21 protein-coding genes are annotated in these 23380 nt (G+C 75.1%); 8 read left to right on the top strand and 13 right to left on the bottom strand.

Annotated elements, in window-relative coordinates:
- Window positions 1-286 precede the first annotated feature (286 nt).
- The 3 genes from ACZ52R_RS14495 to ACZ52R_RS14485 all read left to right on the top strand — a co-directional run bounded on the left by ACZ52R_RS14495 (window position 287) and on the right by ACZ52R_RS14485 (window position 4499).
- Window positions 287-2686, top strand: coding sequence for a xanthine dehydrogenase family protein molybdopterin-binding subunit (locus tag ACZ52R_RS14495; protein ID WP_465753534.1), 2400 nt, complete (start codon window positions 287-289; stop codon window positions 2684-2686).
- Window positions 2687-2727: 41 nt separating this feature from the next.
- Window positions 2728-3189: a (2Fe-2S)-binding protein gene (locus ACZ52R_RS14490; RefSeq protein ID WP_360493692.1), complete on the top strand. Its 462-nt coding sequence runs from the start codon at window positions 2728-2730 to the stop codon at window positions 3187-3189.
- Window positions 3190-3359: 170 nt separating this feature from the next.
- The gene (locus ACZ52R_RS14485) at window positions 3360-4499 is read left to right on the top strand and encodes a helix-turn-helix domain-containing protein (protein ID WP_465753533.1); all 1140 of its coding nucleotides are present in this window, start codon (window positions 3360-3362) and stop codon (window positions 4497-4499) included.
- On the opposite strand, the gene ACZ52R_RS14480 is transcribed toward ACZ52R_RS14485, so the two are convergent.
- The 6 genes from ACZ52R_RS14480 to ACZ52R_RS14455 form a co-directional block, all read right to left on the bottom strand.
- Window positions 4489-5094: a TIGR03086 family metal-binding protein gene (locus ACZ52R_RS14480; RefSeq protein ID WP_465617859.1), complete on the bottom strand. Its 606-nt coding sequence runs from the start codon at window positions 5092-5094 to the stop codon at window positions 4489-4491. The genes ACZ52R_RS14485 and ACZ52R_RS14480 overlap by 11 nt on opposite strands.
- A 120-nt stretch (window positions 5095-5214) precedes the next feature.
- Window positions 5215-5970, bottom strand: a complete 756-nt coding sequence (locus ACZ52R_RS14475; RefSeq protein WP_465753532.1) for an SDR family NAD(P)-dependent oxidoreductase — start codon at window positions 5968-5970, stop codon at window positions 5215-5217.
- Window positions 5971-6364: 394 nt separating this feature from the next.
- Window positions 6365-7144: a transglycosylase family protein gene (locus ACZ52R_RS14470; protein ID WP_465753531.1), complete on the bottom strand. Its 780-nt coding sequence runs from the start codon at window positions 7142-7144 to the stop codon at window positions 6365-6367.
- Window positions 7145-7698: 554 nt separating this feature from the next.
- Window positions 7699-8367, bottom strand: coding sequence for a response regulator transcription factor (locus ACZ52R_RS14465; RefSeq protein WP_360494158.1), 669 nt, complete (start codon window positions 8365-8367; stop codon window positions 7699-7701).
- 157 nt (window positions 8368-8524) lie between these two features.
- On the bottom strand, window positions 8525-10210 hold the full coding sequence (locus ACZ52R_RS14460) for a sensor histidine kinase (RefSeq protein ID WP_465663398.1): 1686 nt from the start codon (window positions 10208-10210) through the stop codon (window positions 8525-8527).
- Window positions 10211-10321: 111 nt separating this feature from the next.
- The gene (locus ACZ52R_RS14455) at window positions 10322-12742 is read right to left on the bottom strand and encodes a SpoIIE family protein phosphatase (RefSeq protein ID WP_465617851.1); all 2421 of its coding nucleotides are present in this window, start codon (window positions 12740-12742) and stop codon (window positions 10322-10324) included.
- 202 nt (window positions 12743-12944) lie between these two features.
- On the opposite strand from ACZ52R_RS14455, the gene ACZ52R_RS14450 reads away from it, so the two are divergent.
- The 3 genes from ACZ52R_RS14450 (at window position 12945) to ACZ52R_RS14440 (ending at window position 15411) form a co-directional block, all read left to right on the top strand.
- Window positions 12945-13277 carry a DUF4326 domain-containing protein gene (locus tag ACZ52R_RS14450; RefSeq protein WP_465617844.1) on the top strand — a complete coding sequence of 111 codons (333 nt, stop codon included), beginning with the start codon at window positions 12945-12947 and terminating at the stop codon, window positions 13275-13277.
- 141 nt (window positions 13278-13418) lie between these two features.
- Window positions 13419-14735 carry an outer membrane protein assembly factor BamB family protein gene (locus ACZ52R_RS14445; protein WP_465663396.1) on the top strand — a complete coding sequence of 439 codons (1317 nt, stop codon included), beginning with the start codon at window positions 13419-13421 and terminating at the stop codon, window positions 14733-14735.
- 40 nt (window positions 14736-14775) lie between these two features.
- Window positions 14776-15411 (top strand): nucleoside/nucleotide kinase family protein, encoded by a 636-nt coding sequence (locus ACZ52R_RS14440; protein ID WP_465617840.1) that lies wholly within the window; start codon window positions 14776-14778, stop codon window positions 15409-15411.
- A 72-nt stretch (window positions 15412-15483) separates the two neighbouring features.
- Here the strand turns inward: ACZ52R_RS14440 and ACZ52R_RS14435 are convergent, their stop codons facing one another.
- The 5 genes from ACZ52R_RS14435 to ACZ52R_RS14415 all read right to left on the bottom strand — a co-directional run bounded on the left by ACZ52R_RS14435 (window position 15484) and on the right by ACZ52R_RS14415 (window position 19938).
- A complete protein-coding gene (locus ACZ52R_RS14435) occupies window positions 15484-16317 on the bottom strand; it encodes a DNA-formamidopyrimidine glycosylase family protein (protein WP_465617838.1) in 834 nt (277 codons plus the stop codon).
- A gap of 94 nt (window positions 16318-16411) precedes the next feature.
- Entirely contained in the window at window positions 16412-16849 is a 438-nt protein-coding gene (locus ACZ52R_RS14430) for a universal stress protein (RefSeq protein WP_465617836.1), read from the bottom strand.
- Between the two features lie 150 nt (window positions 16850-16999).
- Complete coding sequence (locus ACZ52R_RS14425) at window positions 17000-18046, bottom strand: zinc metalloprotease (protein WP_465663395.1); 1047 nt, start codon at window positions 18044-18046, stop codon at window positions 17000-17002.
- Window positions 18047-18143: 97 nt separating this feature from the next.
- Entirely contained in the window at window positions 18144-18845 is a 702-nt protein-coding gene (locus tag ACZ52R_RS14420; RefSeq protein ID WP_465753530.1) for an AAA family ATPase, read from the bottom strand.
- Between the two features lie 166 nt (window positions 18846-19011).
- Window positions 19012-19938, bottom strand: coding sequence for an LLM class F420-dependent oxidoreductase (locus ACZ52R_RS14415; RefSeq protein WP_465753529.1), 927 nt, complete (start codon window positions 19936-19938; stop codon window positions 19012-19014).
- 155 nt (window positions 19939-20093) lie between these two features.
- Between ACZ52R_RS14415 and ACZ52R_RS14410 the strand changes: the two genes are divergently transcribed.
- Together ACZ52R_RS14410 and ACZ52R_RS14405 are read left to right on the top strand one after the other, a co-directional pair.
- Window positions 20094-20447: a DUF6401 family natural product biosynthesis protein gene (locus tag ACZ52R_RS14410; protein ID WP_360493649.1), complete on the top strand. Its 354-nt coding sequence runs from the start codon at window positions 20094-20096 to the stop codon at window positions 20445-20447.
- A 182-nt stretch (window positions 20448-20629) separates the two neighbouring features.
- Window positions 20630-21394 carry an alpha/beta fold hydrolase gene (locus ACZ52R_RS14405; protein WP_465617828.1) on the top strand — a complete coding sequence of 255 codons (765 nt, stop codon included), beginning with the start codon at window positions 20630-20632 and terminating at the stop codon, window positions 21392-21394.
- A 155-nt stretch (window positions 21395-21549) separates the two neighbouring features.
- Here ACZ52R_RS14405 and ACZ52R_RS14400 read toward each other — a convergent pair whose 3' ends face one another.
- Together ACZ52R_RS14400 and ACZ52R_RS14395 are read right to left on the bottom strand one after the other, a co-directional pair.
- On the bottom strand, window positions 21550-22545 hold the full coding sequence (locus ACZ52R_RS14400) for an ArsR/SmtB family transcription factor (protein ID WP_465753528.1): 996 nt from the start codon (window positions 22543-22545) through the stop codon (window positions 21550-21552).
- A gap of 179 nt (window positions 22546-22724) precedes the next feature.
- A complete protein-coding gene (locus ACZ52R_RS14395; RefSeq protein ID WP_465663394.1) occupies window positions 22725-23315 on the bottom strand; it encodes an isochorismatase family protein in 591 nt (196 codons plus the stop codon).
- Window positions 23316-23380 lie beyond the last annotated feature (65 nt).

The raw sequence follows: 23380 nt of genomic DNA, 5'->3' as shown, positions 1-23380 counted from the left end.
CCACTTCCGTCCGTCTCCGCACCGCCGACCGAGCGCTGAACCCTCGTACGACAGCGGCTCGTTGGGCTCTCCGGGCGATTTGGGAGCGTCTCACGCGGGCCTCGCCCCCGCCGCCGAAGCGCCGTCCGTACCCGCTCCGAATCCGCTCCCGCCGAACGCTGCAAAAGCCCCATCAGCCAGTCCAGGGTCCAACTTTGACCGTGTTGACCCGTCAGTAGCGCCCTTTTATGCTCAACGGCGTTCGCGATCCGGCACCGGGGCCGGGGCCCCGTGCCCGCCCGATCCGGTGCCGTCTCCGGCTCGAAGGGCCCCTCCCATCAGCACCTCCATCGCCCCCTCGGACTCCACCGGCCACCCGGGCGACGCCGGACACCCCCGCACCCTCCGCCGCCGGGGCCGGGCCACCGAGGCCACCGGAGCACGGACTGCCGGAGCCGCACCCGCCGAGGCCGAGCCCGCCGGTCGCCGCCGCTTCCTCACCTACCTGCTGGCCGCGCCCACCCTCACCGTCGCCGCCCGCCTCGGCCTCGACGCCGCCGCCCCCGCCACCGCGCAGGCCGCCACCCCGGGCAGCGGACAGGCCGTCCACGCCGCCGAGGCCGCCCGGGACGCCGCCGCGCCCCCGCAGTTGCTCGGCCTGCCCGGCATCCCGGACATCGTCGACCTCGGCGACGCGATGATCCTCGCCGGACTGCCGACCTCGCACCTGCTGGTCCTCGAAGTCACCCCCGCCGGACGCGCCGCGCTGTACCTGCCCCGGCTGGAGGTCGGCCAGGGCCTGACCACCGCGATCGCGATGCTGGTCGCCGAGGAGCTCGACGCCCGGCTCACCGACGTGGACGTGCCGCTCTCCGACGGCCGCCCCGAACTGCTCTTCAACCAGCTGACCGGCGGCTCCAACTCCATCCGCTCGCTGTACGACCCGGTGCGCGGCGCGGCCGCCGCCGCCCGCGCCCGGCTGGTGACCGCCGCCGCCAGGCGCTGGAACGTTCCCGCGACCACGCTGCGCACCGCCGACTCCGCCGTCCTCGCCCCCGACGGCCGCCGGCTCGGCTACGGCGAACTCGCCGCCGACGCCGCCGCGATCGCCGCGCCCGCCGTCCCCGCCCTCCCCAAGGCCGCCGACCAGCTGCGGCTGGTCGGCAGGCCGACCGGCCGGATCGACGCCCGCGACATCGTCACCGGCCGCGCCAAGTACACCGGGGACCTGCAGGTCCCGGGCGCCGTACCGACGGTGGTCGCCCGCCCCACCACCGTCAACGGCACCCTCAGGTCCCTGGACGCCTCCGCCGCCCGCGCCATGCCGGGGGTGCTGGGCGTGGTGCAGATCCCGAGCGGCGTCGCCGTCCTCGCCGAGACCTTCGACCAGGCACTCAAGGCCCGCGACGCGCTGCGCACCACCTGGAACCCGGGCCCGGTCGCGGGGCTGTCCACCGACGACATCAGGGAGCGGCTGCGCGCCGCCCACCTGCCCTTCCTCCCCCCGCCGCTGCTCGCCCAGCACCTGGACGCGGAGTTCGACTTCGCCTTCGTCAACCACGCCCCGATGGAGGTGCTCACCGCCGTCGCCGACGTCCGGCCGAACCGGGCCGAGCTGTGGTTCGCCGCGCAGAGCCCGATCGTCGCCCAGCACACCATCGCCGCCGAACTCGGCCTGCCGCAGGACGCCGTCACCGTCCACGTGGTGCGCGGCGGCGGCTCGTTCGGCCGGCGGCTGTTCTTCGACGCCGCCCTGGAGGCCGCCCGGATCTCCAAGGCCGCCGGCCGCCCGGTCAAGCTGATGTGGACCCGCAACGACGACATGCGGCACGGCCGGATGCGCCCGGCCAGCCACCACCGGATCCGGGCCGTCTACGGACTCGACCACGTGCTCAGCTGGGAGCACCGCGCCGCCAGTGTGCAGACCGACTTCGGCCACGGCCTCGGCGACGCCCTCACCGCCGCCGGCTACAACCTCCCGCTGGCCGGGCTCACCACCTCCGAGCTGTTCTTCCTGCTCACCGAGAAGAACCCGTACAACGTCGGCATCCCCACCCAGCTGCTCGCCGAGGTCCCACTGGACCTGCACACCGGCAGCTGGCGCTCGGTCTACTCGGGCACCGTCCGGGTCTCCGACGAGATCGTGATGGACGAACTGGCTCGTCGGATGGGCCAGGACGAGGTCGCCTTCCGCCGCGCCCGGCTGCGCAGCCACGCCGGACAGGCCGTCCTGGACACCGTCGCCGCGAAGGGGAACTGGGGCCGCCCGATGCCCCCCGGCCAGGCCCAGGGCATCGGCTACCACGACGACAACGGCGGCATCGCCGCGTACCTGGTCGAACTGGACGCCACCGACCGCGCCAACCCCCGGGTCACCAAGGCGGTGGTCGCCGCCGACGTCGGCCGGGTCATCAACCCCACCGGTCTGGAGGCCCAGTTGACCGGCGCGCTGGTCGACGGCATCTCGGTGATCCTCCAGGCCGGCAACCACCTCGACAACGGCGCGTTCCGGGAAGGAAGTTACGGCGACTTCCACTACGCCCGGCAGCGGCACACCCCGCCGGTGGTCGAGATCCACCTGATGCCGCCGAGCGGACCGCCGGGCGGCGCCGGCGAGTTGGGCGTCCCGGCGGCCTGCGCCGCGGTCGCCAACGCCTACGCCCGCGCGACCGGCACCAGCCCGCGCACCTTCCCCATCAACTTCTGAACCAGCCGACGACCTTCAAGAGCCGAGGATCCCGACTCCCCATGCCCACCCACACCTTCGTCCTCAACGGGCAGCCCGTCACCGTCGAGGCCCCGGACGACATGCCGCTGCTCTGGGTGCTGCGCGACAAACTCGGTGTCACCGGCCCCAAGTACGGCTGCGGGGTGGGCGTCTGCCGCGCCTGCACCAGCCACCTCGACGGCCAGGAGTTCCAGCCCTGCACCCGGTCCGTCAAGGACTGCGCGGGCCACACCGTCACCACCATCGAGGGCCTCGCCGACGGCGAGACCCTGCACCCCGTCCAGGAGGCCTGGCTCTCCTGCGACGTCGCCCAGTGCGGCTTCTGCCAGCCCGGGCAGATCATGGCGGCCGTCGCGCTGCTGCGCCGCACGCCCAACCCGACGGACGCGGACATCGACCAGATCCAGAACGTCTGCCGCTGCGGCACCTACCCGCGCATCCGCGAGGCGATCAAGCAGGCGGCCGCCCACCAGCCGCACTGACCCGCGCGTGCCCCGGGCCCGGCGGGCGGGGCACCCGGCGACCAGCACCGGCCGACAACCTTCACCGCCGCCGCCGAACACGCTTCCCCCGCCGCCGCCCGCGACTATGATCCGTACGCAACAAAGGCCGTCGCGGGTGGTTCTGACACTGTCTGACAACAGGGGGCGTCATGGCGGATCAGGAAGCGCAATCCGGAGGAACCGCACAGCCTCGGTGCGAGGAGGACTTCGCAGCCGAACTGCGCACGCTCCGCCTGGACGCCGGCCAGCCCTCGTTCCGCACGATGGCGAGGGCCGTCGGCTGCATCTCGCACACCACGCTCTTCGAGGCGGTCACCGGCTCGCGCCTTCCGTCCTGGCCCACGACCAGGGCCTTCGTCCGGGCCTGCGGCGGAGACGAGGAGGAGTGGCACCACCGCTGGAGAACCGCCGCCGACGGCGGGAAGCCGCCCGCCGCTCCGGCCCCGTCTCCCCCTCCCACTCCCTCGGCCCCCGCTCCTCCGGCCCTCGCCCTTCCGGCTCCGGCCGGCCCGGTTCCGGCCGGCCCGGTTCCGTTGCCGCGGCCCGCCACGTTCCCGGCCGCTCCCCGCCGGGGACTTCCCCGGCTCTGGACCCACGCGTTCAGCCTGCTCCTCGGCCTGGTGCTCGGCGTGTCGGGCACGCTCGGCCTGGTCGCCACCCGGGCGCCCGACGCCTCGCTCGACGCCGACAACTGCCCTTCCGCGCACGGTGATTCACCCAGCCCCGAGCCACAGCCGGAGGCCCGCGGATCCTCGGCCGACCTTTCGGCACTGTCCTGGGTGGCCCACACCGCCGTCGAACAACAGGACATCCCCAGCACCGAGTTGGCCCTCCCGGTGCGGGCCGCGGCGGCCCCGGGGGACGCCCTGGTCGTGTCGATGATGCTGACCACCACCTGTCCCGGCCCGGTCACGGTCACCGACAGCCACGACGACCGGTTCCAGCTCGTCGGGGACGTGACCGACTCGCTGCGCCGCCGGGTCCTCGTCCTCGCCGCCTTCGCCGCCTCGGCGCTGACCACCGCCGACTCCATCCGCGCCACCTACCCGCGCGCGAGCACCTCCCACGTCTCCGTGGACGAGTTCCGTGGCGCCACCACCGTCAGCACCACCGCCCGCTCCCTCGCCACTGCCACCGCCACCACTGCCACTGCCTTCGACCACTGCAACGCCGCAGGCAGGGCCGCCTCCCCGTGGGGAACCGCGTCGGCCGTACTGCGGCGGGACGGCCTCGGCCGACGGCCGGGCCGACTCCGTTCGACCGTCCCCGCCGCCCCGGTCACCCGGTGACCGGCGCCGCCGGGTCGCGGCCGAAGAACGCGGCGAGCCGGTCGTACGGCGGCGCGTCCTCGGGCACGGCGACGGCCGGGCCGAAGGCGTGGTGGTCCTCCTCGGCGCCGCGGTACTCGGGCTTGAGCGCGCCCTCGGCCCAGGCCAGCGCGGCGAGCGCGACCTCGTGGTCCAGGCCCTCGGTGGACTGCCCGGTGGCTCGGGCCAAGTCCCAGTCGTGGACGGCGAATTCGGCGATCTGCTGGTCCACCGGGAAGCGCGCCGGCACGGTGCCGCCCCCGGGCATCTCCAGTGTCCCGCCGAGGTCGCCGGCCGCGCGCCAGGCGTCGGCCAGCTCCTCGGCCCCGGCTTCGAAGGCGTGCAGCCAGTCCTCCTCGACGCGTTCGAAGGGCTGCGACCAGTCCGGCTGCCCGCCCTTCGCCCGTACGGTGAACTGCCGCAGGTCGTGGAGCAGATGGCTGACCAGGTCGCCGACGTCCCAGGAACGGCAGGGGGTCGGATGGCCGGCCAGTTCGACGCCGGTGCCGTCGATCAGCCCGGCGGTCTGCGCGAGGGCCCGGGCGAGCAGTCCGATCGGGTCTTCCGCTGCGGTCATGGCACACCTCTCGGTCGGGGCACGGGTCGTGCCGGGCGATCGTAAGCGCGAGCGCCGACGACCGCCCGGCACGACACCTCCCCCGTGGGTGGACGGGTCGAGGGCCGTCCACCGCGCGGGTCAGGCCGCGAAGCCGCCGTCCACCGCCAGCTCCGCGCCCGTCACGTACCGGCCGTCCTCGCCGACCAGGTAGGCGACGGCGGCCGCGACCTCCGCGGCGGTCCCGAAGCGGCCGAGCGCGGTGAGCCCGGCCTGGAACTCCGCCGCCGGTCCGTCGGCGGGGTTCATGTCGGTGTCGATCGGGCCCGGGTGCACCAGGTTGGCGGTGATCCCGCGCGGGCCGAGCTCCCGGGCCAGCGCCTTGGTGAGCCCGATCAGCGCGGCCTTGCTGGTCGCGTACAGCGTGGCGCCGGGGAAGGCGACCCGCTTGGCGATGCAGCTGCCGATGGTGACGACTCGTCCGCCCTCGGCCAGGTGTGCGGAGGCCGCCTGGGCGAACAGGAAGGGCGCCCGGACGTTCACCTCCAGCACCCGGTCGACGTCGGCCGGAGCCAGCTCGCCGATCGGGCCGAGGGCGCCGACACCGGCGTTGTTCACCAGGACGTCCAGTCGCCCGAACCGCTCGGCGACCGCCGCCACCGCGGCCTGTATCGCCCGCGGGTCTGCACTGTCCGCGCGGACGGCCCAGCCGGTCCGCCCCATCGCGGTGATCTTCGCGGCGACCTCCTCGGCCCGCTCCGCGCCGCCCTGGTAGGTCAGCACCACATCGGCGCCGTCCTCGGCCAGCCGCAGCGCGACCGCCGCCCCGATCCCCCTGCTACCGCCGGTCACCAGGGCCACCTTGCCGTCGAGCACCGCGGTTCCGTTCATCGTCATATCTCCAGAACTCCTCGTTCCGATCTCGGACATGACTCGATCCTGGTCCGAGGCGCGGCAAACCTCCGGCGGGATTCAGACGTCGCGTTGAACCTTCAACAATGCTTCGAAGCGCCCCCGCACCCCGGCGTGCGCGCCGCCTACCGGTCGTGCGACCCGACGGCCGGCCGCCCCGTGCGGTTCGACCCGCCGCCCGCCGTCCCGGACCAGCGGGCGCCGCCCCGGGAACGCACCGCGCCGAGCGGCCGCCCCCGCACAGGGGGCAGCCGCTCGGCCGGGTCGCGAGGCTCCGCCGGAGGCTGGGTCGGGCACTCCGTCGCAGGCCCGCTCGGAAGCTCCGTCAGATGGTTGCGGGCCGTCAGACGGCTTGCGGGTGTCGGACGATTGCGGGCCGTCAGACGGTCAGGGTCTGGCCCGGGAAGATCAGGTCCGGGTTGCCACCGATGACGCGCACGTTCTGCTGGTAGAGGTGGTCGGTGTCGACGCTGAACTTGGCCGCGATGTCACTCAGGGTGTCACCGCTCTTGACGGTGTAGCTGCCGCCGGCGCTGTTCGTCGGCGCGGCCGGCGCGGACTGCACCGGCTTGGCGGACGGACGTCCCGGTGCCGGGTCGGCGGCCTGGGGCGCCTGCTGCTTGGCCATCGGAGCCATCGGGGCCGCCGGGGCCGGCTTGGCCACGGGCTTCGCCGCCTTGGTCGCCGGCTTGGCGGCGGGCGTGGCGGCCGGCGCGGCGGCCGGCGCGGCGTTCGAGGAGGTGTCGACGGCGGCGGGGGCGCCACCCTTGCTCAGACCCGCCCTCTTCGAGCAGACCGGCCAGGCGCCCGGTCCCTGCGAGGCGAGCACCTTCTCGGCGACCGCGATCTGCTGCGCCCTGGTCGCCTGGTTGGCCTGGGGGGCGTACGCGGTGCCGCCGTACGCCTTCCAGGTGCCGGGGGAGAACTGCAGGCCGCCGTGGAACCCGTTGCCGGTGTTGATGCTCCAGTTGCCGCCGCTCTCGCACTGGGCGACGGAGTCCCAGGCGGAGGCCGGTGCGGCGGAGGCCGACGTGGCCGTGACGAGGCCGACCACCGGCAGGGCCGCGGCGGCGGCGCCCGCGACGACCGCCATCCGCACGCGGTTGCGCTTGGTGGTGGTGGTCTCGGTGGCAGCGGCGGTCTCGTGACGGGGATTCATACAGATCCTCTCGACAAGCCCCGGGCGGGCAGGCGGAACCAGGCCCGGGACATGGGCCGGTGGTGTCCGCTCACCTCACTCGACGGGCGGCCGGGCACGTGTCGGACGTGCCGTGCCGCCCCGGTCACCCTCCGCTCGCCGGGGCCGGTTCGAGCCGGCCTGGTCGGCGGCACCGCCCTCGCGCCGTGGGTCAGTCGGCGGGCAGTGCGTCGGGGTGAACCCGGGTGGCGCTCGTTGCGCCGCCAATGAAGCTAGGGGGCATCCCCCGGGCTCAGCAAGCAATTCTTCGACGTCGCAGGTCAGTTGACTGTTACCGGCGGTATCGATCAAGAAACGGCGCCCGGTTCGACCGGGTTTGACCGGGTTTTCGAGATCAAATGATCAGATCCCGTGCCCTCGCTCACATCTGTCCATTCGCGAGATCCGGCACACCATCCACTCATGGCGACCGCGAACTGACGCACCGTCACCAGTACACCCGGAGTTCCCGGCTCCACGGAGCCGCCGAGTGGCATCCACCACACCGACCACGTTCCGTGAGCGCGCGAATGCGCTCAGCTCCGCCCGTCGAGCTCCGCGTCCCGCGCCAGCAGCGCGGCCTGGACCCGGTTCTCGCAGCCCAGCTTGGCCAGGATCCGGCTCACGTAGGTCTTCACCGTCGCCTCGCTCATGTGGATCCGGGCCCCCGCGTCGGCGTTGGACAGGCCCTCGCCGAGCAGCGCCAGCACCTCCAGCTCGCGCGCGGTGAGCACCTCCAGCCGGCGCCGGGCCGCGGCGCTGCGGGCGGCCAGCGAGCCGCTGTGCCCGGCCGCCAGCGAGTCGACGATGTGTCGGGTGGCGGCCGGGGAGAGGAAGGCGTTCCCGCCGGCGGCCGCCCGGACGGCCTGGATCAGCTCGTTCGGCGCGGTGTCCTTGAGCAGGAAGCCGGCGCCGCCCTCGGTCACGGCGCGCAGGACGTTCTCGCGCTCCCCGAAGGTGGTGAGGATCAGCGCCCGCGCGCCGGGGGCGACCCTCGCCAGCTCCCCGAGCGCCGTCAGTCCGTCCATCACCGGCATCTGGATGTCCAGCAGCACCACGTCCACCCGGTGCGCCCGGGCCAGCTCCAGCGCCTCCCGGCCGTCGGCGGCCTCGGCGACCACCTCGATGTCGTCGGCGGAGCCGAGGATCATCCTGATGCCGGCCCGGATCAGCGGCTCGTCGTCGGCGACGAGGACTCGGATCACGCTGGTCATTCCCCTCGAACGGTCTTTCGGGTGCGGGACCATCCTCACATCTCCGCCGCCCGGCCCGGACCGCCGGTCCCCCCGGCCTTGGCCCCCGGCGACCCGACCCCCGCCCCCGATCCCCCCAGCCCCGACCCCGACCCGGGCACACGCGCGATCAGTCCTTGGCGACGTACTCCTGCTTGTCCACCAGCACCCCGTCCCGGAAGCAGAACCGCGCCACGTGCTGCTCGTTCCAGGTCTCACCGGGCGGGCCGCCCAGGAGGTACCAGCGGCACCGCGCGCCCTCCGGCAGGGTCGGCCCGGTGCGCTTGTAGTCGTCGGTGAAGAAGCCGTTGCCGGACGGCAGTTCGCGCAGCACCGCGGCCTCGGCCGTGCCGACCTCGATCCGGTCGTACCGCGTCTTCTTCACCGTCGCGTCGCGGCTGCCGTCGACGAAGGCCACGACCCCCCAGACCAGCAGCCCCAGCACGGTCAGCCCGACCGCCACCACGCCGACCGCGCAGCCCATCGCCGGACTGCGCCGCTTGCCGTCCGCCTCGTCGGCCGGCAGGCCCTCGAACACCCAGTCGTCCGCCCCGGCCGCGGCGGCGGCGCCCTCCGTGTCGCCCTCCGTCCCCTCGTACGGCAGTACGGCGGCCAGCCGGAAGCCGTGCTCCGGCGTCGGCCCGGCGTGCACCATGCCGCCGACCAGCCTCGCGCGCTCCCGCAACCCGGTGAGCCCCTGACCGCCGCTCACGGCCTGGCCCGCTCCGGCGCGCACGCCCACCAGCTCCGGCGCGCGCGTGTTGGTGACCTCCACCACCAGCGCGTCCGGCTCGTACCGGAGCGCGACGCCGATCGGCGCGCCGGGGGCGTGCTTGTGCGCATTGGTGAGCGCCTCCTGCACGATCCGGTACGCCGCGTGGTCGACCGCGGCCGGCAGCGGGCGCCGCTCGCCCTCCCGGCTGAGCGTCACCTCCGCCCCGGCCGCCCGGGAGGACTGCAGCAGCCCGTCGATCCCGTCCACCCCGCCCCGGGCGGGCGCCGCGGCCGCCGCCCCCACCACGGGCGGTGCCCCCGCCGTGGGCCGCGCCGCCGTCGACTCGTCGTGCAGCACCCCGACCACCTCGCGCAGCTCGCGCATCGCCGCGACCGCCGCCTGCCGCAGCACCCCGACCGCCTCCCGCTGCCGGTCGGTGAGCGCACGGTCCACCTCCAGCGCGCCCGAGTGCACCGAGATCAGCGCCAGCTGGTGGCCCAGGCTGTCGTGCATGTCCTGGGCTATCCGGTGCCGCTCGCGCAGCCGTGCCTGGTGCACCACCATGACCCGCTCGCGCAGCAGCTGGTCGTTGCGCTCGCGCAGCGCGTCCAGCAGGGCGCGCCGCTGCGCGCGGTAGCGGCCGTACAGGGCGGGCAGCACGGCGAGCACCAGGAAGGTGCCCAGCGACAGCCCGAGGACCAGCTTGGGCGAGACCGAGGAGGCGTCCTTCAGTACGCCCGTCACGACGAACAGCGCCCAGCCCAGGACGAAGGTGCCGACCAGCGTCCAGGCCCGGCGGATCCGCGCCCCGGCCGTCCAGCCCGCGCAGACCAGCAGCAGCACCGGACCCCCCGACCAGCCGGAGGCCGCCGCGGCGGCGAGCAGCACGGTGGCCGGCAGCCCCCGCCGCAGCACCCACAGCGCCGCGACGCCGAGGCCGAAGGGCACCGCCAGGCCGGTGCCGGCAAGGGTCTCCAGCAGGGCGGCCAGACCGCCCATCAGCAGGGCGAGCGCGGCCTCGCCCACCACCCGCCGGGGCCGCCAGGGCCCCGGCAGCGCCGTCCGTACCGCCTTCTTCCAGGCCCGTGCGATCGCATCCACCCGCCGAGGCTAACCGGCCGGCCGACGCCCCCGCCGTCCTCCTTCGTCGCCGCCGGCACCGACGAAAGTCGCCTGGTCACGTCCATCGGTGGGATCCGCCCGGGCGCCCGCTCAGCCGAAGGCCGTCAGCAGCAGCGCCACGTCGTCCACCCGGCGGGTCGAGCCGACCTCGCGCAGCAGCCGCTCGGCCGCCTCCTCCAGCCCCTCCCCCGCCGGGGCCCGGGCCAGCGCGGCGCGCAGCCGGTCCACGCCCTGGTCGATCGCCACCGCCGGGTCCTCGACCAGCCCGTCCGTGTACAGCGCGAGCACCGCGCCCGGCCGCAGCCGCAGTTCGCTGACCGGGTACTCGGCCCGCTCGTCCACGCCGAGCAGCGGTCCACCCGCCACGTACAGCGCCTCGGCCCGCCCGCCCGGGTGGCGCAGCACCGGCGGCAGGTGCCCGGCGCGGGCGATCCGGGCGGCGCCGTCGGCCGGGGTGAGCCGGACCAGGCAGCAGCTGGCGAGCAGCCCGGGGTCGAGGTCGAGCAGCAGCCGGTTGGTGCGCGCGAGCACCTGGTCGGGCGGGTCGCCGCCGGTCGCGAAGGCGCGGACGGCGCTGCGCAGCTGGCCCATCGCGGCGGCGGCGGCGACGCTGTGGCCCTCGACGTCGCCGATCACCAGGGTGACGTCACGGCCGGTGACGATCACGTCGTACCAGTCGCCGCCGATCTCCATCCCCTGGGTTCCGGGCAGGTAGCGGGCGGTGATCCGGATGCCGGGCACCTCGGGCAGCCGGTGCGGCAGCAGCGCCTGCTGCAGGCCGCGGGCCAGGGCGAACTCCGCGTCGTACAGCCGGGCGCGCTCCAGGGCCTGGGCGATGAAGCCGCCCAGGGCGGTGAGCAGGCCGCGTTCCTCGACGGTGAACGGGTGCGGGCGGTCGAAGCCGAGGATGCAGCTGCCGACCGGGCGGCCGGAGGCGATCAGCGGCAGGAAGGCCCAGGCGCCCATCTCGTCGAGGGCCAGGCCCGGGTAGGCGGCGGAGAGGTCCCGCACCGACTCGAAGAAGATCGGGGTGCCGGTGCTGAGCGTTTCCGCGCCGGGGACGCGGGCGTCGATCGGGGTGCCCTCGAAGGTGTCCAGGAAGCCGTCCGGGTAGCCGCTCTGCGAGACCAGGTGCAGGTGCTTGTCGCGCACCGTGTAGATGGCGAGTTCCTGGCCGCCGAAGGCCGGCAGGATCTCCTCGGCCACCGCCCGGCACACGTCGCGCACGGTGACCGCCTCGGTGAGCGCGCTGGCGAGCTGGAGCAGGTGGTGGGTGCCGCCGACGTCGGTGCGGGCGGCCGGCGGCGGCCCGGTCGGCGGCTCGGCGGCGCCGGGCAGGGGTTCGGCGGCGACGACCCGGCCGGTGACGCCGTGCGCGTCGGGGTAGAGCGAGAAGGCGAGCCAGCCGTCCGGTGGGCGGGCCGCCAGGAAGGTGGTGGGCCGCTGGGAGAGCAGCGCCGCGCGGTAGCGGTGCTCGTAGAAGGGATCGGCGAGCCAGGGCAGGACGTCCCAGGGGTGGTGGCCGATCAGGTCCTCGCGGCGGGCCCGCAGCAGGGGCTCGGTGGCACGGTTGGCGTAACCGATCCGACCGTCCAGGTCGAGCGAGAACACGCCCTCGTGCAGCCGCTCGACGGCGGCCGCGGCGGCGGTCAGGCTCCGGACGTCCAGCACGGCGCCCACCAGGTGGGTCCGGCCGTCCGAGATCGCCGCGGGCACCCGCGCCCACAGCTCCACCGGGAACGGCAGGCCGTCCGGCCCGAGCACCCGGACCCGGGCGGCCAGCACCTCGCCGTGCTCCAGCGCGGTCCGGGCGGCGGCCCGGAACTCCGGCAGGTCACCGGGGGCGACCCGGCGGTTCAGGGCGGCCACCGTGCCGTCGAACTCCCCCGGCCCGAACCCGAAGATCTCCCGGAACCGCGTGTCGGCGGAGAGCGCCCCGGTGACCACGTTCCAGTCGAACAGCCCGACCCGGGTGGTCGGCACCGACGGCGGCGGCAGTTCGACCACGGCCGCCTCCTCGCCCGGCTCCACGGACTGCCCGGCCTCCGCCAACTCGGCCAGCCTGTCGCCCAGTTCGGCAGCGACGGCGGCGAGTTCCGGGCCCGCCGGCCCCGGCACCCCGTCGTCCGAGGCGGGCCACAGCGCGCTCAGCACCCCGAACCGCTCGGGGCCGTGCCCCACCGGCACGCAGGCCGAGGCGAAGTCGTACGGCAGGCCGACCGCGAGCTGCGGGAAGCGCCGCATGGTGTCCTCGGAGTCGGACAGGACGATCTCGTGCCCGGTCCGGAAGCAGACCGCGACCGGCAGCGGCCCGGCCGCCGCGATCCGCCGGAACGGGGTCATCACCGACATCGGCACCCCCGCGATCGTGTGCAGCACCAGCGAGCGGCGGTCCCGCGAACGCAGGTGCACCATCGCGCCGTACGCCCCGGTGGAGCCGAGCACCCGGCGCACGGCGACCGCGAGCAGCTCGTCCCGTCGGCGGTCCGCTCCCTGGGCCGTTTCCCGCACGGATCGCGGAAGCTCCCGGCGCACCTGCGCGTCGGCTCCGGGCTCCCGCGGCCGGTCCGGCCCGGACCGCGCCCCAGGGTCCCCACCGGTCACATCCGGATGGCGCATGCTCTTTTGCTACGCCGGGCCCGGAACCGTGTCAAGGCGAGCCCGCTCCCGCCCCGGGCTGCCGGGCCGCCCCGCTTGCACCAGCATGGACGGCATGCCGAGCACGACCCGCCGCACCACCGTGGTCAACCTCAAGGGCCACCGCGACGACCCCGACTACGACGACGTCGTCTACGTCGGCCGCGCCATGCACCGCGGCGGCTGGCACCTCGCCGAGTCGCCGCTGCACTGCCCGTACCGCCCGGGCCCCGACCTCACCCGCGAGGAGATGGTCGCCGCGTACCGCGACCACCTCCTCGCCCGCCCCGACCTCCTCGCCCTCGTCCCGCCGCTGCGCGGTCACCGCCTCGGCTGCTGGTGCGCACCCCTGCCCTGCCACGCCGACGTCCTCGCCGACCTGGCGGACCACCCGCCGAAGAAGCCCTGACGCCCACCCCCGCACAGCCGCGTCCGTCTCTGCCCACGACGCCCGCCCCGCCTCTTCCACCGCTTCGGACGGTTCGGGGGCTGTTCGATATCCTCCGGGCGGGTGGCGGCGTGAGGCCGCCGGCGGGGAAGCGAGAGCCGTATGCAGTCGTCGTCCGAGGGGGCCGCGCGCGAGGCGTCGTGGCAGTGGGACGGGGAGGAGGACGGCAACGGGGAGGCGCCCGAGGACGTGATCGGCGGGGGCGGCGACGGGCCGCGGCTGAGCCGGCGCGGGATGCTGATCGGCGCCGGGGTGCTCGCGGCGGGCGGGGCCGTCTGGGCGTTGGGCCGTTCGGGTGCCGGCGGCGCCGTTGCGCCGAGGCCGACCAGGCCGCAACCGACCGCGCTCTCCGGCCCGACCCCGGCCTGGACCTACCGCGGCCCCCAGGCGATGACCCCGGAACGGCTCACCGACCCGCCGGGCCGCCCCGTCTACCTGTCCAAGACCGGCCTGCAGGTCCTCGACCCGGCCAACGGCACCGCCGCCCGGCTGCTGGTCTTCGACCCGCCGGAGAGCCGCGACTGGCCCAGCGACCTCGACATGCTCGGCAAGGTCGTGGTCGGGCCCGACCGCCTCTTCGCCACCACCTACGAGGGCCACCTCGAAGCCCGCCACTTCACCGACCCCGCCGCCGACTGGAGCCTTCCGCTGCCCGACGAGCTGGGGGGCACCCAGACCCGGCTCACCGGCTACGACCACGGCACCCTGTACGGCTACTCCTGGGCCGGCCCCCGGCCCCCGGAGGCCCCGTCGGATAACCGGCTGTTCGCCCTGCGGGTCGCCGACCGTTCCTTCCTCTGGTCCGTCCCCACCGAACGCGAGGAGCAGCCGGTCACCCCCGCCACCATGATCGGCGACAGCCTTCTGGCCTGTGTCCGCTTCCTCGGCAACCGCGCCGAGCTGGTGGCCCGGGACGCCGCCACCGGCCGGCAGCTGTGGACCGCCCCCGGCGACGAGGACCTGCGCTGGTGCGTCACCGGCTCGCAGGACGTCTACGTCCCCGACGGCAACGGCGGCGTGCGCGCGCTGCGCCCCACCGGCGAGCCCCGCTGGACGCACTCCCCCGCCCGGGGCGAGTCCTGGCGGGCGCTGCCGCCCGTCCCGGACGGCCCGCGGGTGTACGTCGCGCGCGACAACGGCATCGTCACCGGCCACGACGCGACCACCGGTGCCGTCGAGTGGACCTGCCGCCTGCCGTACCTGCTGGACCGCCGCACCCACCCCCTGGTCGCCGACCACACGCTGTTCGTGCCGGGTACGGCGGTCGGCGGGGTCAGCGCGATCCACACCGCGACCGGCGAGCTGGGGTGGACCTTCCGCGACTCGGGCCCCGGCCGGGACGTCTGGAGCCTCGCCGCCGACGGCGGCCACCTCTACGCGGGCCACGACGACATCCTGTACGCCCTCCCGCTGACCTGAGCGGCTCCACGAAGCGTCCACCAAGCGGCAGGATGGCCCGATGCAGGTACGCCCGATCTCCCCCGACAAGCTGGCCGAGCTGCTCGCCGACCGCATCACCGCCCTGCCCGACGCCGTCGGGCGCCGGCTGCGGGTGGCCGTCGACGGCGCCGCGGCCGCCCGCCCCGAGGCACTCGCCGACGCCCTGGTGGAACCGCTGCGGCTGCGCGGCCGCCCCACGCTGCGGGTGTCGGCGGCGGACTTCCTGCGCCCGGCCTCGATCCGGCTGGAGTACGGCCACCACGACGCGGACGCCTTCCACGACCTCTGGCTGGACGACGGCGCCCTGCTGCGCGAAGTCCTCGACCCGCTGGAGCCGGGCGGCAGCGGCCGTGTCCTGCCCTCCCTGCGCGACCCGGTCACCGACCGCTCCACCCGCGCTCCGTACGTCCGACTCCCGCCCGGCGGCGTCCTGTTGCTGGACGGCCGGCTCCTCCTCGGCCGCTGGCTGCCGCTGGACCTGACCGTCCACCTCGCCCTCACCCCGGCCGCCCTGGCCCGCCGCACCCCCGCCGACCAGCAGTGGACCCTCCCCGCCTTCGCCCGCTACGAGGCCGAAACCGCCCCCGCCGAAGCCGCCGACATCACCATCCGCATGGACGACCCCCGCCACCCCGCCCTGGTCGAACACCCGTAACCCCGGCGAACGCCCCGGCCCGCCACCCGCCGCCCCGGCCTGCCACCCTGCCGCCCTGGGCGGCCCGCACGCTCACCGCCCCGGCGGCCTGCCCCTCCCGGGGCGGGCGGGGGTCGGGGCGGGGCCGCGCTGGCAGTACGGGCACCAGAACACCGCCCGGTCCCGTGGGGGCGAGCCCTGCCGCCCGGTCACGACGGGGGTGACGCAGCGCGGGCAGGGCCGCCCGGCCCGGCCGTAGACCCAGTGCTGGTAGCCGGGCCTGGTGTCGCCGGTGGTGATGTGGCCGGGGCGCAGCTTGTTGGCGTCCAGCATCTGCCGGGCGCGCTCCACCAGCCGGTCGGGGTGCGGGAGTTCGCCGACCTCGGTCCACGGTGTCACGCCGGCCACGAAGCACAGCTCGTTGGCGTAGACATTGCCGATGCCGGCCAGGTTGCGCTGGTCGAGGAGGGCCTCGATGACCGGGCGGCCCGGGTGGGCGAGGAGACGGCGGACGGCCTCGACCGGGTCCCAGTCGGAGCCGAGCAGGTCCGGGCCGAGGTGGCCGACGATCCGCCGCTCGTCGGTGGTGCGCAGCAGTTCGACGACGGGCAGCCGGTAGCCGACGGCGGTGCCCCGTTCGGTGCCGAGGACGGCGCGGATCTGCCAGGCGGGGCCGCCGGTCCACCGTTCGCCGGGGCAGTAGACCTCCCAGCGGCCGTCCATCCGCAGGTGGGTGTGCAGGGTGAGGCCGCCTTCGAGGCGGGTGAGCAGGTGCTTGCCGCGCGGGGCGACCTCGAGCACCCGGCGGCCGGCGAGGTCGGCGGTGGCGTGGGCGGGCACCCGCAGGTCGGCGCTGGTCAGCTGTCGGCCGGCGAGGGCCTCGTGCAGCCGGGCCGCCACGCGGTAGACGGAGTCACCTTCTGGCATGTCTCCATTCTGGTCCGCGCGGCGGCCCGGTGGGTCGCGGTGCCCCGTCGCACTACTCCAAGCAGTCCGACTACTCCGGCTGCTCCGACGCGGGCTACTGCTCGCGGACGACGACCACCGGGCACGGCGCGTGCTCGGTGAGGTGGCGGCTGACCGAGCCGAGCAGGACGCCGGAGAACCCGCCGAGGCCGCGGCTGCCGACGACGAGCAGGGCGGCGCCCTTGGCCGCTTCGAGCAGGACCTTGGGGGCGTTGCCGGGCATCACGCTCTCGCTGATCCGCACGCCCGGGTCGTCGCCGACGACCCTGACGACGGAGTCGGAGAGGGTCTTGCCCGCGAGTTCCTCGGGGTTGAGGGTCTCGCCGGTCGGTACGCCCTGTCCACCCCAGCCGTAGAAGGCGGGGTACTCCCAGGCGGCGATCGCGTTGACGGTCCCGCCGACGGCCTTGGCGTAGTCGACCGCCCAGCGCAGCGCCTGCTCCGAGGCGGGCGAGCCGTCCACGCCGACGACGATCCGGGGATTGGCACTCATGGCCTTGCTCCTTCGGTTGCTCCTGCTTGCTGGTACAGCTGGATGGGCTCCTGATCGGTCCCGACCCTCCGGACACGGATCACGTCGGACACCTGGTCGGTCTGTGCCACGCCGCCGGCGGCGTGCCGCATGAACTTCGCTACTGCCGGATCAACTCCGGTACACAGCCCACGAGTTCGACATCCGCTGGATCTGCCCGGGAGTGAACTGGCTCATACAGGGGTCGTAGCTGTAGTCCATGTAGTTGTGGATCGGGTCCAGCCCCGGGCTGGAGCAGGTGTCGCGGCCCTCGGGGCAGCCGTAGGCGGCGCTGCGCTCGGCCGGGGTGTCGTCCACGTAGTCGCCCGAGCCCAGGCAGCCGCCCTGGAAGGTGTGGAAGAGGCCGAGCCAGTGGCCGATCTCGTGCGTGGCGGTGTTGCCCTCGTTGTAGTGGGTGGCGGAGCCGCCGGGCAGCGAGGCGTCGAGCACGACCACGCCGTCGTCGGTCGGGTTCGACCGGTACGCGTTCGGGAAGGTCGACCAGCCGAGCAGGGACTGCCCGAGCCGGGCGGTGTAGAGGTTGAGGGCGCCCTGGTCGCCCTTGCGCAGGGCCGTCTTCATCGCCTTCTCGGCGGTCGAGCCGGGCGTCATGCCGCTGTACCAGCCGGCGTTGTCGGTCCAGTCGGTGCCGGCCAGCTCGAAGTGGAACGGAGTGGGGGTGTTGCCCGCGCCCTGGCCGCCGTAGGTGGCGTTGAGGTGGTCGATCTGGGCAGCGACGGCGCCCTCGTCCAGGTTCCCGGAGTCGCCGGCGTGGACCACGTGGACGTAGACCGGGACGGTGGTCGGGGCGCCGATCGGCGCGCGGGCGGTGCCGAGCTTGGCGAGCCGGTCGTCGAGGTCGGCCTGCATCGCCCGGGCCTCGGCGGCGCTGACGGCGTTCGGGTCCTTCCCGGCCTGGCTGCCTGCCGGTTTCCGAGCGGCAGCCCCGACGGCGCCGTCGGCTGTGACCCCGGTGTTGTCTCCTGCGACCCCGGTGCCGTCGGCTGTGACCCTGGTGCTGTCGGCTGTGACCCCGGTGCTGTCGCACATGGTCGTCGGGGCGGCGGCGCGCTGCGGAACCGGTCCCGCGAACTGGCTCAGACCGGCGGCGGCGACCAGCGCGGCGGCGCAGGGGAACAGGCGGGGGGCACGCGAGCGCACCCGGGCAGTACGGCGCATCTGCGCTCCTGACGGGGGAGTTGACGGGGTCTCGGCCGCGCCCGGGCTCGCTCCGGCCGGACCCGTCGGCGCGGCACCCGGCGCGGACTCGCCGAGACTACGACGCCGTGAAGTCGATCTCCCGTAGGGCGCGCGCGGCGGCCCGGTCGAGTACCACGGCCGACGCACAGCCGGCCGGCAGCCGTCCGGCCGCGAGGATCCGCCGGCGCAGCCGGGCGACGCCGGACCGGTGCCGGGCGAAGGCGTAGCGGGAGACGCCGCGTCCGCGCCGCCGCTGCCCGTCCAGCGCCGCGGCCGGGTCGACGTCGAGCAGCAGCAGGTGCACCCGGCGGCCCTGCCGGGCGGCCGCGCGGACGAGCCAGGCCCGTACCCAGGGCAGCGTGCCGCAGTCGTGCACCGCGAGCGGTCCGCCGTCCAGTACGGCGCGGCGCAGCCGCCGGTAGTGCGCGAGCCGGGCGAGCGGGCGGTAGAGGGCGTACGGGAGGCGGCCGGGCAGTCGGGCCGCGTACTCGTCGCGGACCAGCTGGGAGTCGATCAGCGGGGCGCGGACGCAGCGGCGCATCAGGGTGCTCTTGCCGCTGCCGGGCAGGCCGGTGACGATCAGCAGGTCACCGGCGGGGTAGCGCAGGGCCGCCGGGCCCGGTCCGCGCAGCTCGTGCAGGGCGGGCGGGTCGTACGGCGGGGGCAGGACGACGTGCTCCCCGGCGGTGCGCGGCGGCGGCACGCTCGGCACCGCCGCCCGCGCCGTTCTCGTCCCGCTCACCGGATCTCCCCCCCGCCGTTCCCTGCTCAGGAGCATGGCGCATTCCCAAGAGCGAGTAAAGGGCGACGGTCGGAGCGGATACGAACGGCCCCCGCCGGGCCCGGGCCTGTTGCGGGACCGGGCCCGTTTCCGGCACCCACCGTCGCCGGTCGGTCCCGGTCGGGACCGACCGGCGACGACTGCTGCCGGCTGTTCCCGACCGTCAGCCGAGCTGCGGGGCGATCCGGGAGGCGATCAGCTCCAGGTGGTCGAGGTCGTCCAGGTCGAGGATCTGCAGGTAGATCCGCTCGCTGCCGACGGCCGCGAACCGGCCGATCCTCTCGACCACCTCGTCCGGGGTGCCGGCCAGGCCGTTGGCCTTCAGCTCGTCGACGTCGCGGCCGATGGCGGCGGCCCGGCGGGCCACCTCGGCGTCGTCCCGGCCGACGCAGGCGACCAGGGCGTTGGAGTAGACCAGGTCGTCGGCCGAGCGCCCGGCCTGCTCGACGGCGGCGCGGACCCGGGCGAACTGGGCGGCGGAGTCGTCCACCGAGGCGAACGGCAGGTTGAACTCGTCGGCGAAGCGGGCGGCCAGCGCCGGGGTGCGCTTGGGGCCGAGGCCGCCGACCAGCACCGGGATGCGGTCCTGGGCGGCCTTGGGCAGCGCCGGCGAGTCGGTCAGGGTGTAGTACTCGCCGGCGAAGTCGAAGGTGTCACCGAGCTTGGTGTTCCACAGCCCGGTGATGATCGCCAGTTGCTCCTCCAGCCGGCCGAACTTCTCCTTGGGGAAGGGGATGCCGTAGGCGGTGTGTTCGGCCTCGTACCAGCCGGCGCCGAGGCCGAACTCGACCCGGCCGCCGCTCATCGCGTCGACCTGGGCGACCTGGATCGCGGTGACGCCGGGCAGCCGGAAGGTGGCGGCGGTCATCAGGGTGCCGAGGCGGATGGTGCGGGTGTCGCGGGCGAGGCCGGCCAGGGTGATCCAGGCGTCGGTGGGGCCGGGCAGGCCGTCGACGTCGCCCATCTTCAGGTAGTGGTCGGAGCGGAAGAAGGCGCTGAAGGCACCGAGCTCCTCGGCGGTGCGGGCGACCTTCAGGAGGGTGTCGTAGCTCGCGCCCTGCTGGGGTTCGGTGAAGATGCGAAGATCCATGCGGACCATTCTGGTACCCACCCCCCCGGTCGTGAGCGCAGGGAACCGGCCAGACCACGGAACGTACCGGGCTCCCGGGGACGGGTGGCCAAGGTCTCAGCACGGAACCGTCACGGCCCTCCGTTCCCGCCCCCGGTCTCGCCTACCGTGGACGGATGTTCGCGACCCCCGACGAATCCTTCCGACGCTCCCCCGACGAGCCGGCCGGCTGCCCGCTGCCCGGCATCGTGGCGGCCTTCACGCCTCGGCTGGCCGAGTTCGCGTTCGAGCCCGGCTTCGTCGCGGCGGTCGACCAGCACGCGGCGATGCTGCGCGAGCTGCTGTACGCGCAGGGGCCGGAGCTCGCGCCCCGACCCCTGGACCGTGCGGAAGTGTCGGACTACGCGCTGGGTTTCCTGGACGCGCTCGCCGAGATCGGCTGGCGGGAGCCGGTCGGCTACGACTACGCCGTACTCCGGCTCACCGCGATCTGCTGGCTGGCGCGCGAGCAGCGCCTGCTGGAGGCCTGAGACCTACCTCCGCTGCCTCCTCACCGGGTCCCGTCCTCGTCCCCTGGTCCCGCCCCCGTCGGGGCCGCGCGCGCCCGGTGTCCGGGGTGGTTCGCTCGGGTGAACGGTCCGGCGGTCCGCACGCGTACAGTGGCGGTCCGGGGAACAGGCGGCGCGGGCGGGACGGACGGGACGGTGCGGCAGTGAGCGGTACGGCGGCGGACAGCGCGGTGGGGCACCGGGCGCTGCACTGGCGGACCCGCCCGGAACGGGCCCGGGCCGCCGTCCTGGTGCTGCACGGCGGCGAGGAGCACAACCTCGCCCGGCCCGGTCGCCTCAACCTCCCCCTGCTGCGGATGCACGGCTTCCTGCGCGCGCTGACCAAGGCGACCGCGGACGCCGAGGTGGCCGTCGGCACCGTCCGCTACCGCCACCGCGGTTGGAACGGCGAGCGCGCCGACGCCGCCCGGGACACGCTCGCCGCACTCGACGAACTGGCCGCGCTGCTGGGCCCGGTGCCCACCGTCCTGATCGGCCACTCGATGGGCGGACGGGCCGCGCTGCAGGCCGGCGGGCACCCGTCCGTCACCGGCCTGGTCGCCCTCGCCCCGTGGTGCCCGGCCGAGGACCCCTGCGAACAGCTGGCCGACCGGGACGTCCTGATGCTGCACGGCGACCGCGACACCGTCACCGCGCCCGCCGACACCCGCGCCTTCGCCGCCCGCAGCCGTGCCGCCGGCGCCCGCGTCTGCGGCTACACCGTCACCGGCAGCGGCCACGCCATGCTCCAGCGCGTCCCCGACTGGCACCGCGCCACCACCCGCCTCACCACCGCCCTCCTCGGCCTGCACCCCCTCCCCGCCGAAGCCGCCTCCGCCCTCGCCCTCCCAGCCGCCTCCCCCGAGGCACTCACCCTCCCCCTCCCCCGCCAGCCCCGCCGCACCCCGGCCCTCCCGGCCAACCCCTGAGCCGAGGCCGCCGCGCGGTGGCCACCGACCTCACCTGCCGAAACGCTCTCCCTCCCCGGCTCCCCGCACCTCACCGGGCGCCCGTCCGGGCCCCTGGCCGGAAACCACCGCCGGACGGGCGGCGGACGGTCAGCGGACGGCCAGCGGGGGCGGCGTCAGGCGAGGTCAGGCCCGGCGACCGGGGAGGGGAGGCGGCCGGCCAGGAGGGCCTCGCCGAGCGGGGTCGGCCGGTGGATCACGGTGCGGCCGGTACGGTCCTTGACGGTGAGGCCGGAGTCGGCGAGGACGGTCGCGTGCTCGCTGGCGGAGGCGGTGGAGACGTCCAGGTGCGCCGCCAACTCCTTGGTGGAGCACGGGCCGTGGGTGGCGATGGCCTCCAGGGCGGCGGCCCGGGTCTGGCCGAGCAGGGCGGCCAGGGTCCGGCTGGCGGTCGGTTCGGACTCTGCGCGCAAGGGTCCACCGATCCGGGCCGGGTAGAGGAGCACGGGCTGCTGCTCCGGGTCTTCGAAGCGGGCGATGACGGGGCGGCGGGGGCCGAACACGCAGGGCTGGAGCAGCAGTCCGCGGCCGTCCAGCCGCACATCGTGCCGGCACCGGTTCGCCAGCGGGAAGCTGAGCACCGGGCGGCGCCAGGACACCGCCGGGTGCAGCGAGCCGAGCACCTGATCCGGCTCGGTGATCCGGCGGCGCCGCCCGTGTTCGGTGGTGACGATGGTCTCGATCTGCCGCCGGTACGGGTCGATCGCCCGGGTCTGGTAGTCGGCGGTGACGTTGCCGAGCAGCTTCCTGGCCCGGCGGTCGCCCGCCGCCACGCCCCGCGCGAAGGCGCTCAACTGCCGCTCGCCGCCGACCGAGCGCAGGTGGTCGCGCAGCGGCGCCTCGGGCGCTTCGGCGGTGGCGCTCTCGGTGGCGCCCGGGTCTCGCCGCACGGCGAGGAACTCCGGGATCGCCGAGGGGGTGTAGAGGTCGAAGAGCAGCGCGGTCCGCGGGTTCCAGGACGCCCGCAGATGGTCGCGCCAGCCCTGGAAGCGCGGGTCGCGCAGCCCGCTCACCAGGGCGTGCACGCTGAGGGACAGCTCCATCGACATGTCCGGACGCTCCGCGACCCGGACCCGCGCCAGGTCGTCCGCACCGAAGAAGATTCGCAGCACGACCGCGATCGTCACCCCGGGAGCGGCCCCGACGCAAGACCGTTCGGCGAGAACCGAATCGTTTGCCTGCCGCCCGTTCGCCCGGCCAGGCTCGGGCTCCCGAGTCTCCCCTTCGAACGGAGTGTCCGACCTCCGAACGGGGTGTCCGGGTGGCCCGGACACCCCCGCCCATTCTCGCCTCAGCCCAGGTCGGCCGGGGACTCCACCACGACCCCGTACAGGTCCCCGATCGTCGCCAGCGCGCCGCGGTGGACCTGGGCGGCGGTCAGCTCGGTGCCGCCCGACGGCAGCGGCCGGGTCGCGCTGGCGGCGGCCACCACGGTCGGTCGGTTGCCGCGCAGGAAGGCACTGGCCGTGGTGAAGGTGACGCACATGTGGGTCATGAATCCGGCGACGACGACGTCCTGGTGGCCGGCCGCGTCGATCAGTTCGCCCAGGTCGGTGCCGACGAAGGCGTCCGGGACCTGCTTGACCACCACGCGCTCGCCGTCGACGGGCGCCACGCTCGGGTGGATCTGCCCGATCTCGGCCCGGATGTCGTACGGGGTGCCCTCGCCGCCGTCGTTGATCACGTGGATGACGGTGGCGCCGGCCGCCCGGGCCCGGGCGAGCAGGTCGGCGGCGGCGGTCAGCGCCTCCTGCCAGCCCTCCAGCTCCATCACGCCGCGTACGTAGGTGTTCTGGTAGTCGATCAGGATCACGGTCGCATCGCCGAGCGAGGCCGGCTTCTCGTCGAGTCCGCTGAGGGTGCGCAGGGTCGTCGTGGGCACAGCGGTGCCGCCTTTCGGGTTCGGAAGTCGGGGATTCGGCAGGTCACGCTCGGTGCGGTCTGCCG

The organism is Kitasatospora sp. NPDC034023 (assembly GCF_055575795.1).
The sequence above is the reverse complement of the archived record's forward strand: the minus strand, read 5'-3'. Positions and strand labels throughout refer to the sequence as shown.